The organism is Rufibacter soli (assembly GCF_054781795.1).
On record NZ_BAAGTS010000002.1, the window covers coordinates 152035 to 164540 of the forward strand.

At 55.3% G+C, this 12506-nt stretch carries 6 protein-coding genes; 4 read left to right on the forward strand and 2 right to left on the reverse strand.

Features of this window, described 5'->3' with window-relative positions:
• The first annotated feature begins 104 nt into the window (after window positions 1-104).
• The gene (locus tag ACYVJQ_RS02615) at window positions 105-3047 is read left to right on the forward strand and encodes a WD40/YVTN/BNR-like repeat-containing protein (protein ID WP_460891517.1); all 2943 of its coding nucleotides are present in this window, start codon (window positions 105-107) and stop codon (window positions 3045-3047) included.
• Window positions 3048-3161: 114 nt separating this feature from the next.
• On the opposite strand, the gene ACYVJQ_RS02620 is transcribed toward ACYVJQ_RS02615, so the two are convergent.
• Entirely contained in the window at window positions 3162-3614 is a 453-nt protein-coding gene (locus tag ACYVJQ_RS02620; protein WP_460891518.1) for a response regulator, read from the reverse strand.
• Window positions 3615-3923: 309 nt separating this feature from the next.
• Here ACYVJQ_RS02620 and ACYVJQ_RS02625 point away from each other — a divergent pair, with 309 nt between their 5' ends.
• From ACYVJQ_RS02625 to ACYVJQ_RS02635, 3 genes are all read left to right on the forward strand, one after another.
• Window positions 3924-4991: a hypothetical protein gene (locus ACYVJQ_RS02625; RefSeq protein WP_460891519.1), complete on the forward strand. Its 1068-nt coding sequence runs from the start codon at window positions 3924-3926 to the stop codon at window positions 4989-4991.
• A gap of 408 nt (window positions 4992-5399) precedes the next feature.
• On the forward strand, window positions 5400-10892 hold the full coding sequence (locus tag ACYVJQ_RS02630; RefSeq protein ID WP_460891520.1) for a phosphodiester glycosidase family protein: 5493 nt from the start codon (window positions 5400-5402) through the stop codon (window positions 10890-10892).
• Window positions 10893-11086: 194 nt separating this feature from the next.
• Window positions 11087-11440: a hypothetical protein gene (locus ACYVJQ_RS02635; RefSeq protein ID WP_460891521.1), complete on the forward strand. Its 354-nt coding sequence runs from the start codon at window positions 11087-11089 to the stop codon at window positions 11438-11440.
• Between the two features lie 68 nt (window positions 11441-11508).
• Here ACYVJQ_RS02635 and ACYVJQ_RS02640 read toward each other — a convergent pair whose 3' ends face one another.
• Window positions 11509-12498 carry an aspartate-semialdehyde dehydrogenase gene (locus tag ACYVJQ_RS02640; RefSeq protein WP_460891522.1) on the reverse strand — a complete coding sequence of 330 codons (990 nt, stop codon included), beginning with the start codon at window positions 12496-12498 and terminating at the stop codon, window positions 11509-11511.
• Window positions 12499-12506 lie beyond the last annotated feature (8 nt).

Genomic DNA, 12506 nt, shown 5'->3' on the forward strand with positions numbered 1-12506 from the left:
ATGACAAAACCGAAGGGCCGTTTCGTTAACTCATGAATTTCCTCTATTTTCAAGCCTAGAGTTCATCTGTTCCCAACCTTACACCAAACCACACTCACTTCTCCGTGCAATCCAGATTCCGCAAACCGTTATACCCGCTGGTATTATTGGGTTTATTGAGCCTTCCGGCCGTGGCCCAGAAAAAAGAAAAGCAACCAGAGGCCACCTCGGCCAAAGAACGACTGGCCGGTTACCAGCAGCGCCTGCAACTCCAGAAAAACTCCCTGGTGGGCAATCTGCCCTTTAGAAACGTGGGGCCTACGGTGATGAGCGGCCGTGTGGTAGACGTAGAGGTGAACCCGGCAGACCCTACCAATTTTTACGTGGCCTACGCCTCCGGCGGATTGTGGCATACCACCAACAACGGTATCTCCTTTGAACCGCTCTTTAACCGCGAGACCGTCATTACCCTGGGTGATGTGGCCGTGGACTGGAAAAACAACGTGATCTGGGCCGGCACCGGCGAGGCCAACTCCAGCCGTTCGTCTTACTCGGGCGTGGGCGTGTACCGCAGCCAGGACGGCGGCAAGACGTGGCAATACAAGGGTCTTCCTGAAAGCCACCACATTGGCCGGATTACCCTTCACCCCACAGACCCCAATACGGCTTGGGTAGCGGCCTTGGGTCATTTGTACTCACCTAACAAAGACCGCGGCATCTACAAAACCACCGACGGCGGCGCCACCTGGAAGCACGTGCTCAAGGGCGGCAACGACAACACCGGCGCCGTAGACCTGGTCATTGACCCCTCTAACCCCAATAATTTGTACGCCAGCCTCTGGCACCGCGAGCGCCGGGCCTGGAACTTCGTGGAAGGCGGCACTACCTCCGGTGTTTATAAAAGCACCAACGGCGGCGACTCCTGGCAGCAGGTAACCGGCGGCAACAGCGGCTTCCCGGCAGGGGAGGGCATTGGCCGCATTGGCCTTAGTATCTTCGCCAAGAACCCCAACATCATCTACGCCAGCGTAGATAACCAGGAACTGCGCAAAGACGTGAAACCGGCCGTGGCAGCCAGCAACAAACTTCGCAAAGAGCAGTTCAAGGACTTCACCAAGGAGGATTTCCTAAAGATGGATGATGCCGCCCTGAACACGTTCCTGGAGGAGAATAACTTCCCGCGCCAGTACACAGCCAAAACCGTGAAGGAAATGGTGAACGCGGAGAAAATACGGCCGGTGGCTTTATCAGATTTCCTGGTGGACGCCAACTCCATGATGGTGGAAACTCCCGTGACCGGCGCGCAGGTCTACCGCTCAGACGACGGCGGCAAGAGCTGGAAGAAAACCCACGCGGGCTACATTGATGATCTGTATTATACCTACGGCTACTATTTCGGGGTGATCCGGGTATCTCCCCTGAACCCGGACCATGTTTATATCCTAGGTGTGCCTTTGCTTAAATCTGAGGACGCGGGTAAGACCTGGAAAGAGATTGGCGGCGACAACGTGCACTCAGACCACCAGGACCTGTGGGTGAGCCCTACAAGGCCCGGTCACCTGGTGAACGGCAACGACGGCGGTATCAACATTACCTATGATGACGGCAAAAGCTGGTTCAAGGCCAACACCCCGGCCGTGGGGCAGTTCTATTCCGTGACCGTAGACATGGCCACGCCCTACAACGTGTACGGCGGCCTGCAGGACAACGGCGTGTGGGGCGGTCCCAGCACCTATGCGGCTAGTTCGGCCTGGACTGACAACGGCCGTTACCCTTATCAGCGCCTGGGCGGCGGAGACGGCATGATGGTGCAGGTAGACTACCGCGACAACAACACCGTATACACCGGCTCGCAGTACGGGGCGTATTACCGCCTGAACAAGGCCACCGGCCAGCGCCTTTCCATCCAGCCCAAGCACCAGTTGGGTGAGCACCCGCTACGCTTCAACTGGGAGAGCCCTATTCTTTTGTCGCGCCACAACCAGGACGTGCTCTACTTCGGGTCCAACAAATTCCACCGCTCTTTAAACAAAGGCGAGAACATGGAGGCCCTGTCTGGTGACCTGACCAAGGGCGGCCGCAAAGGCGACGTGGGCTACGGTACCCTCACCACCATTGAGGAATCGCCTAAGAAGTTTGGCCTGCTCTACACTGGTTCTGATGACGGGCTTATACACGTAAGCAAAGACGGCGGCTACACCTGGACCAAGGTCTCTGATAAACTGCCCCAGGATATGTGGATCAGCAGCCTTGCCGCCTCCGTAGCAAGCGAAGGCACCGTGTATGCCACCCTGAATGGTTACCGCTGGGATGATTTCACGCCGTACCTCTACGTGTCACAAGACTACGGCAAGACCTGGAAACAGCTGGGTAGGGAACTGCCCAAAGAACCGCTCAACGTGGTAAAAGAAGACCCTAAAAACCCTAATCTGTTGTACGTAGGCTCAGACAACGGCCTGTACGTGTCTTTTGACAAAGGGCAGACTTTCCAGGCCATGGGCGGTGATGTACTGCCATCCGTAGCGGTGCATGATTTGGCCATCCACCCAAGGGAGAATGACCTGGTGGTGGGTACGCACGGGCGCTCTCTGTATATAGCCAATGTGGGGCATTTACAGCAGCTTACTGCAGACGTGCAGAAGAAGCCAGTACACGCGTTCCAGATTAGTGCGCCGCAGTTCTCAGACCGCTGGGGCCAGAAGTTTGGCGCTTGGAATGAGCCTTTCACGCCTTCCTTAACGGTTCCTTATTACGTGAATGCCGCCGGCACCACTACTATTAGAATTAAGACCGATAAAGGCCAGGTACTGAAAGAACTGAAAGACCAAAGCGAGCGCGGTCTCAACTACGTGGGCTATGACCTTACTTTAGATGCTTTAAACCTGCCCGCCTATGAGCAATCTCTGAACGAAGGCCGCAAAACCGGCGACCCGGTAAAAGTGACCCCATCAGCGAACGAGCAATTATATCTGCGACCCGGCAAGTACGTGGTTGAGGTAGAAGCCAACGGCAGCAAAACGCAGCAGGAATTCCAACTCAAAGCGCCTGAGCGCCGCGGCAGGGAATAGCGTTAGACTACCCTCAAGGCAGAGCTCCCGTTTTGGGGCTGTTTTCAGAAAAACAGCCCCAAAACGGGAGCTCTTGGTTTATGCGCCAATGCTGTCTAAGCAGATAACCTGCGCCTACAAATCCTCCTCTTCTTCCTGAGCAATGGTTGTTCCCGCTTCCTGGGCACCGAAGTTCTCAGTGATCAGGTGTTGGGCGTCTGCCTGGGTAAGGGGCTTGGAGAGGTGCCCGTCTACGTCCGGGAAATCTTTGAGCCGGTGCAGGTCATAGAAACTGGCCGAGGAAGATAAGACGAACAACTTTCTGGCTTTGCGCTCAGAAGGTAGGTGCTGGTAGCGGTCCAGAAAGTCAAAGCCGTCCATCACAGACATTTTGATATCCACCAGAATTAGGTCCAGGGGAAGGGGAGACTCCAGGTGCTCTGGGCTACCCAGGTACGCCAGGGCTGCCTGTCCATCGGTGACCACGTCTATCTGCTGCGCCATCTGGGCTTTGGTGAAGATGCGCTTGTTCATGTAATTGGTGATATCGTCGTCGTCAATCAGCAAAACACGTTGTATCTGTTCCATAGTAAAGGCGAAGCTTTTTGGTGAAGGTATAGTATACGCAGGACTTTCTGCCCTATCTATTTTTATTTGGAAAGAAATGTCTCCTTTATTAGCAAAGGTAAATATTACTTTAACGGGCCGCTCCTGGTCAGCCGGCTTCTAAATACTGCCTGAGGCCCTTGAAACAACTATGGGCTAGGAGTTGGGCTAGGCAGGCCTTTACCTTTTTAAACCGCTTTTTACGTTCCTTCTGTGGCTTAGCCCATAAAAAAGAGTTATCTTCCTGACCTTAAAAGAGACCAGGTGCAGGGCGTGCCTGATTATTACATTATGATGAAAGATTTATTGAGGAGAAGCAAGCTCAGCCTTCCGGCTTTAGGGTTGTGCAGTGTGGTCTTGTTGGGTGGTTGTAACTCAGACGCAGGCAAGAAAGATATGGGTGGCGCGCAGGCGGCCCCTCATCCTGAAACCGTGCAAGCCCCAGATTCGGCCAAGGCACCGGTAGATTCGGCCAAAACAGTTACCGCAGTCTCTAAGACAGATTCCAGTGCAGTTGCCGCTCCTGCTGTAGCAGAAAAATATGTAGTGAGAGACGAGGCAGCTCAGAAGCCCGGCGCCATTCTGCCCCATAAACGCATCATCGCCTACTACGGAAACCCGCTTTCCAAGAGAATGGGGGTTCTGGGAGAATATGCCCCGGCCAGAATGCTGCAAAAGCTGGACGAAGAAGTAAAAGCCTGGAACGCGGCAGACCCCAATACACCCGTGCAACCGGCCCTCCATGTAATTGTAGTAACCGCCCAGGGCAGCCCGGGAAAAGGCGGCAAGTACCGCCTGCGCATGAGTGACCACGTCGCTGATTCTGTCATCTCCTGGGCCGCTAAACGCAACGCCATCGTGTTCCTGGACATCCAGATTGGGCAGAGCACCGTGCAGGAAGAGATTCCCCGCCTGGAGAAATGGCTGAAGCTGCCGCAGGTGCACCTGGGCATTGACCCCGAGTTTGCCATGAAGAATGGTGCCATCCCCGGCCGCCGGGTAGGTACCCTGGATGCCGCTGAGATCAACTACGCTACCTCTTTCCTGAATGAGATGGCCGTGAAGTATAATCTGCCTCCCAAGATTTTGGTGGTGCACCGGTTTACCCAGCGCATGGTCACCAACTACAAGAATATCCAACTTCGGCCTAATGTGCAGTTTGTGATGCACATGGACGGCTGGGGAGACCGCATCTTAAAGAAAAGCACCTACAATGATTACATCAAAAAGGAGATGGTGCAGTACACCGGCTTTAAGTTGTTCTACCACAATGACACCAAGAAGGCTGGCTGGAAACTTTACTCCCCTGAAGGCATTCTGGCGCTTAACCCCAAGCCCTTGTATATTCAATACCAATAATCGCCAGGGGCGTTGCCGGAAAGAGGCAGCAGTATTTCCTGCGTAATCTTTTTTGCAAGCCTCTTCTTCAGCAAGGTGAAGAAACCCTCGCTTCCAATGGATAGAAAGCCACTGGAAGCGAGGGTTTTCTTTTGTGGAATAATGTGCTTTTTGCCGTTTTATTAATTAATCTATATGTATTTGTAAAATAAATTAAGAATTAGTTGCGGATAAGGCAAAGAGGTCTTACTTTAACAACATCAGTTCTAAAGGACAGAGTACGAGGGAGATGAATGCCGCATGAGGCATTGTAGAAGCGTCAATCCTGAGCTGGTTAGTTTATTAAGTTAATACTTTGATTACTGCCTGTTGAATGACAGGTAATACGTGAGTTTCAACTTTACCCCCAATAACCTAACCTATTCCCCCATGAAAAAACACGTACTCTCCTCCAGAGTCTTGGTGGCGGTGGCGTGGTTGCTTCTCTGGACGCAGCCGCTCTTTGCGCAGTTCACCTGGACCCAGCCCGCCCACCTCAACGCCGGGCTGCCCCCTTCCATTAAGGTATTCTATTCTGAGACCCCTGCCGCGCCTGGCGTGACACCGCTCAAAATGTACTATGCCCTCATAGACCTCAATGACCCCAACATGGAGTTCAAGGCGGTGTACGGCGGCGGCACGGGCGTAAGCTCCGGCAAAACCCCAGATGCCTGGGCAGCGCTGGAGAAAGACCCGGTGTATACCGTGATCAACGGCGGTTTCTTCAACACCACTACTTATGAGGCCCTGGGCACGGTGGTGCAGGATGGCAATATCCTGGCCATTAACGCTAAGTCCTCGGGCGGCAGTTATCCCACCCGCAGCGCCTTTGGCGTATTGCCCGGTAACATAGCAGATATAGCCTGGATTTACCACGTGGGCGCGGCCAACACCATGTATTCTTATCCCAACCCTAACCCGGTCAGCCAACTAAGCAAGCAGCCCACGGCTACCTACCCCGAAGGGGCGGCGCTTTGGCCTGCCTCCACGGCCATAGGCGCCGGGCCGGTGCTGGTGCACAACGGCGTGAAACGCATGACCAAGGACGAGGAAGGGATGTGGGCCAGCGGCGATAACCGCGAGCCCCGCTCGGCCATTGGGCGCACCGCAGATAACAAGGTGATACTGCTGGCCGTGGAAGGCCGCAATGATGGCATCAGCGCCGGGCTTTCCCTGCCCCAGATGGCAGATGTACTGGTAAGCATTGGGGCACAGGAGGCCATGAACCTGGACGGGGGCGGGTCTTCGGCCCTCACGGTGCAAGGCCAGAACACCATCAGGCCCTCAGACGCGGGCCTGCAGCGTGCAGTTCCCTCGGCCTTGATCCTCAAGCGCCGCACGCATGTCTATGACACAGAAAAAGCTGCGCTCTACGCAGAGTACGGCCAACCCTGGACCGAGTCCTCCAACACCGGTTTCTACGGCTCCTCCAAATCCCGGATCATGGCCACCGGCGACGGCTCCAGCTATGCTTCTTATAAACTGAAGGGCATTTCGCCGGGCAAATACCAGTTGAGTGCCTGGTGGGTGGCGGCCAGTAACCGCAGCACCAACACCCCTTACATCATCTATAGAAACGGAACCGGCCTGCCAGACACCGTGCGGGTAAACCAGACCCTCAACGGCGGCAAGTTCAACGCGCTGGGTACCTTTGACCTAGGGCCCAATGACTCAGTGGTCATCAGTAACCAGGCTGCCGGGCAATACGTGGCGGCAGACGCCATCTCCCTGGTAAAGGTAGGGGAGAGCCTCCCCGCCATTGCCTTCTCCAACGCCGTGGAACTGCTGGAGGTGGTGCAGGACCGGGCAAGTTCTTTTGATTTGCTCCTGTCCAGCCCCAACACCGGCTTTACCGTGCAGAAACTGCGTATCTTCAAAAAAGTAGCAGATAACCCGGAGCAGCAGGTTGGGGGTGATATTGCCCTGAACGGCACCTATAGCCATACCTATCCCTTCACCTACCTTGCCTCTGACCCGCTTGGGCCCGTTACGTTCAGGTTTGAGCTGGAAGACAACCTGGGCCGCACCGTGTCCCGCAATTTTGAGTACCGGGTGGTGTCGCTCACGCAGGTGGTGTTCAAAGGCACCAAGGAATCTGGCCGCCATGCCCAAGGGCAGAACCTCACCCTGGACCTGAGCCTGGAAACCCGCACGGAGGCCATCAACCTCAAGGAACTGAAAATCTTTACCTCGGTAGATGGCGCCGCCGAGCAGCAACTGGGGCCTACGGTGGCCCTGCAGGCAAAGCCGCAGCAGGACTACACCTTCACCCAGAAACTGGAAAACCCGGTGAACAGCAAGGTAACGTTCCGGTTTGAGGTAACCGATGCGCGCAATACCAAGGCCAGCCGCTCCTACCTGGCAAAGGTGATGCCCGCCCGCGGGGATTTCCGGCTGGCCGTGGTCAGTGACCTGAACTCCGGCTTCGGGTCGGTGACGTATGAGTGGCAGGTAGACAGCATCATGCAGCGCATTCCGCGCCTATGGCAGCCAGATATGGTAGTGGCCGGCGGCGACATGATTGCCGGGCAGAGCACGTCGCTTAACGCCACCCAGGTGGCCAACATGTGGAATGGGTTTGATGCCAAGGTGGCCAAGCCGCTGCGCGAGGCCGGTATTCCGTTCGCCTTTACCATGGGCAACCATGACGCCGCTGCCGGTATGACCATAGACCGCCAGGAAGCCGCTAAATATTGGCGCAAGGAAGGCAACTTCCCGAACTGGTACCCGGTAGACACCACCAATTACCCGTTTTATTTCTCCTATAAGCCCACCGCTGACTCAGATATCTTCTTTGTCTCCTGGGAGGCCAGCAGCGCCACTATCTCCAGCTCCCAGCTGGAATGGGTACGGGCGCAGTTCTCCAGCCCTGCCGCCAAGGCCGCCAAGTTCCGGTTCCTGGTGGGCCACTTGCCGCTGTACGGTGTGGCGCAGGAGTATAACTCCGCTGGAAACATCCTCAACAACGCCGCCGCCCTGCAGGCCATGCTGGAAGAGCTGGACGTGCATACCTACATCAGCGGGCACCACCACGCCTACTACCCGGGCAAGCACGGGGGCGTGGAGTTCATGAACGCCGGGGCAGCCGGCTCGGGTCCTAGAAAGTACCTGGGCTATGACGCCGTGGCGCCGAACACCGTAACGCTCATGGATGTGTTCCTGGAGCAGGATACCATTCTCTACACCACCTATGAGATCAAGCACCAGGACGAAGACGCCATGCCGGTGTTCCAGGAGAAAAACCTGCCTGAGGTGATTGTAGGGGTCAACGGCCACCTGATCAGAAGGGATGTGCAAATCAGTGGGGCGGGTGTGGGTACGCTTTCCTCCTATAACAAGCTGAAGGCCACCACCGGCCAGGCCACCGGCACGGTAGAGGCCGTTGACTTCGGGGACGCCATTAAAATTGTGGGCTCCTTCTCTGGTCTCAAAGGCGCGCTCTTGCCAGAGCGTACGGCCGTTGGCCTGTACCAGGGCCTCTACCCCGAGGAAGGCACGTTGAAACTGGCCTTGCAGGTGACTTCCAAAGACGGCAAGAACGGGACCTTCACCGGCACCCTGCCCGCGGACTATGCCGTGAAGGAGCAGATGAGCATGGGTGCCTTCTACATCCTGCTCAAGACTGATTCCCTGCCGGAAGGCGAAGTGCGGACCCAGCTCTACAAAGCCTCTAACCAGGGCCCGGGCCTTCCGGTCATCTCCTCGCACCAGGCTACCACGGTGTACCCGGTAAGAGACATTAAAGGGTTCTTCACCGTGAAGTGGGAGGGAACCAAAGACGCAGAAAGCAACACCGTGACCCATACCTACCAACTGGCCAAGGACCAGGCCTTCACGCAACTGCTGCTGCATAAGCCAGTAGGAATTAACACGGAGTACAGTGTGCCGCAGGAAGACTGGTTTGCCCTGCTGGGGGATGCCGCCGCTGGCGAGACCGCAACATTCTACCACAGAGTGCTGGCTTCTGACGGCAAAAGCGTGGTAACAAGCACAGTACAACCGCTATTGCTCACCAAGAGCACGGAGCCCATTACCGGCCCTGTTGAGATTCCGGCGCCTAAGTTTGTCTATGACTGCCGCGTGAAAGACCCTGACGGGAACTGCATTGCCGCCTTCGCGCCCGCGCCTACCACTAACGGACACGGCGTGACGGTAGACCGGAAAGGGAGAGTATGGTCTGCGGGCTACAGCCGGGGGGTACGGGTGCATAACCCAGACGCCACCAGGTATGAGCTGACCAGCAACAAGCTGGAGTTTTACCTAGGCGACAAATCCTATATCCACTTCATAAACTTCAAGGGCCTCAGAGAGGAAGTGCGGTTGGTGACGGGGGTAGGCATGGCCCATGACGGCAACATTCTGGTGGCCTTCAACACCATCCTCTACAAACTGGACGCCGTAACCGGCGAGCCTCTGGCCCGCGTGAAGACGGATATCTCGCTCACTAATCCTACATCTGACAACGAGGGGAACATCTTCGTGACCTCCGTGACCGGTAATAAGAGCTATATCTACAAGCAAAGCGACACGGACCCCACTACTTTCCAGACGGTGACGGTGCTTACGGGTACCACGGCCTTGTCGGCGCGCACGTCTGGCTCGGTGGCCCGGGCCTCCACTATCTCCCCAGATGGCAAGACGCTGTACGTGCCGTATATATCGGGTAGCAAGATAGAGAAGTACACCAGCACCAACGGTACCACCTGGACCTTTGCCGGGAACATTAAAATCCCGTCTAACTCCAAGTCTATCTTCGCGGCCCCCAACAACCAATTGTACACGGTAGTTGACGCCAGCGGCGACCAGCCAGCCAAGCTGATCTTCCGGGATGACAATGACCCGGCCCAGATTTTATCCTGGACGCTGGCCCTGCCCGAAATACACGGCACTGACCTGCGCGGCCTTACCCTAAGCGCTGGGTTAGATACAGCCTATATTGTCTCCTCGGCGGTGGGCACCGTGTACCGCTACGTGCTGCCTAGCGGCGCCGCGCCCCAGGAAGAGCCGCAGGAACTGCGTGACTACACCATTGCCCAGGCCCGTGAAACAGGTGAGAACGGCAAAGCCCTGCATGTAGGCGAGTACGTGCGCCTGACAGGCGTAGTGGGCAGCCCGAACCTGTCCCGTGCGTACCTGGACCTTTCGTTGGTGGATGGCCCCAAAGCCGTGCAGGTGTACCGGCAAGTGAAGGGTGACATGGCGTATGTGCCGCAGTTGAAAGACAGCGTGGCGGCCGTAGGCGTGCTGCGTAACTACAACGGGTTGCTGCGTCTGGAGGTAGACTCAGTGCGGCTGCTCAAGGCCAATAGCCTGCTTCCCGTGCGGCCTACTGTGACCGCCATTGGCGAGGAACTGGAGTCGTATCCGGTGACTATCCATAGGGCCTATCTGGTAGATAAGAGCCAGTGGACCACTGGTCAGGGGTACCACGGCTTTGAGGTGACGGTAGAATCCACGGCGGGTATCATGAACCTGTTTGTGCCCAGCACCTCACCATTATACAACCAGGCAGCCCCCAGCGGCATGCTGAAGCTGGAAGGCGTGGTGCAGCAGTTCAAGGAAACCGCCCCCTACACCTCTGGCTATTACCTGGTGCCGCTCCAGTTCCAGTCCGAGATTGGCCCCCGCAACGACAAAGACGCGCTTTCGGTGAAAGTGTATCCCGTGCCTACTCCCAACGGGATTGTGTATGTGGAACTGCCTACCTCGGTGCTGAAGGGTGCCACCATTCAGGTGATGGATATGTTTGGCAGGGTCTTGCTGGTAAAAGACAACCTGACTAACAAAACCGAACTGGATATCTCGCGGCAACTACCCGGTACCTATCTGGTGGTGGTGACCACCAAAGATGGTAGAACCGTCCACCGGATCATGAAAGACTAATCCCCCTTTTCTTCATGTGTAAAAAGAGGCAGCCATTGGCTGCCTCTTTTTATTTGTCCTCATTTATAATGGAAGGCCAAAAATCTGTTTTAAGCCTGTTTTTGCAAAAACAGGCTTAAAACAGATTTTTACCGGAAGGCCTGTGCAACCTTTGCCCGTCTTTGGGCATCTATTCTTTAAACCCTCCTTGTGTCTTGAGAAAATTATCTACGTTCTGGCTGTTGCTTCTTCTTACCCTAATTGCCTGTGAAGAGGAGCAACCTCAAATGACCTGCCTGGTGGCAGACCCGGTCAAGAATCTGGCCTGGCTGAACGCCAAGGTGCAGGAATTAGAGAAATCTCCTTATTGCCAGTATGTGTCAAGAGGCAGCCTGCGTGGGAACACCGTGTTTCTGATTGGGTTATGCGAACCCGCTATTTCCTCTATTGATGCCGTGTATGATTGTGACGGAAACCTTATCTGCTACGGCAGCGATGATTCCTGTCCTGATTTTTATAAAGAGGTAAAAGACCTGACGCCTGTCTGGACCAACCGAAAGAACCCGTAAACCATTTTGTGATAGAACAAGAAAGGCCACCTGCAGAGGTGGCCTTTCTTGTTTTAAAATAGTTAGTGTTACACAAGTTTATGCTCCACCAAATACTCGGCAATCTGCACGGCGTTGGTGGCGGCTCCTTTGCGTAGGTTGTCGGCTACTACCCAAAGGTTCAGGGTATTGGGTTGGGTGTCATCTAGTCTCACGCGTCCTACCAGCACTTCGTCTTTGCCATGGGCATCCATGGGCATAGGGTATTTTAGGTTAGCCACATCGTCTACCACCACCACGCCTGGGGTTTCGTTTAGGATGCGGTATACTTCCTCCAGGGTGAAGTCTTTCTCAAACTCCACGTTCACAGACTCAGAGTGGCCGCCCATGACCGGTATCCGCACCGTGGTGGCAGTTACTCTAATGTTGTCGTCGCCCATGATTTTCTTGGTCTCGTTCACCATTTTCATTTCCTCCTTGGTGTACCCATTCTCAGTGAACACATCAATGTGCGGAATCACGTTCAGGTCAATAGGGTAGGCATAGGCTTTCTCGCCTTCTTTGCCAGCGCGCTCGTTCATGAGTTGGTCCACAGCTTTTTTGCCGGTACCGGTCACAGACTGGTACGTGCTTACTACTATGCGTTTAATCTTGAGTTCTTTATGTAACTGATTCAAGGCCACTACCATCTGTATGGTGGAACAGTTGGGGTTGGCGATGATCTTGTCTTCGGGGGTTAATTCTGGGGCGTTGATCTCCGGTACCACCAGCTTTTTGCTGGGGTCCATGCGCCAGGCCGAGGAGTTGTCTACCACGGTGGTGCCCGCAGCGGCAAACTTAGGGGCCATCTCCTTGCTCACGCTTCCGCCGGCAGAGAAAATGGCAATCTGGGGTTTCTGGGCAATGGCGTCTTCCATGCCAATGACGGTATACTCCTTGCCCTTAAAGGACATCTTCTGGCCCACTGATTTCTCAGAGGCTACTAACAATAATTCGTCAACCGGGAAGTTACGCTCCGCCAGGACCTTCAGCATCTCGCCACCCACTAGGCCGGTGGCGCCTACTACAGCTACTTTCATGTAAGGGT

Bases quoted from the DNA above. Each gene is read 5' to 3' on its own strand.
- ACYVJQ_RS02620 (WP_460891518.1), bottom strand. From the start codon at position 3,614: ATGGAACAGATACAACGTGTTTTGCTGATTGACGACGACGATATCACC.
- ACYVJQ_RS02625 (WP_460891519.1), top strand. From the start codon at position 3,924: ATGATGAAAGATTTATTGAGGAGAAGCAAGCTCAGCCTTCCGGCTTTA.
- ACYVJQ_RS02630 (WP_460891520.1), top strand. From the start codon at position 5,400: ATGAAAAAACACGTACTCTCCTCCAGAGTCTTGGTGGCGGTGGCGTGG.
- ACYVJQ_RS02640 (WP_460891522.1), bottom strand. From the start codon at position 12,498: ATGAAAGTAGCTGTAGTAGGCGCCACCGGCCTAGTGGGTGGCGAGATG.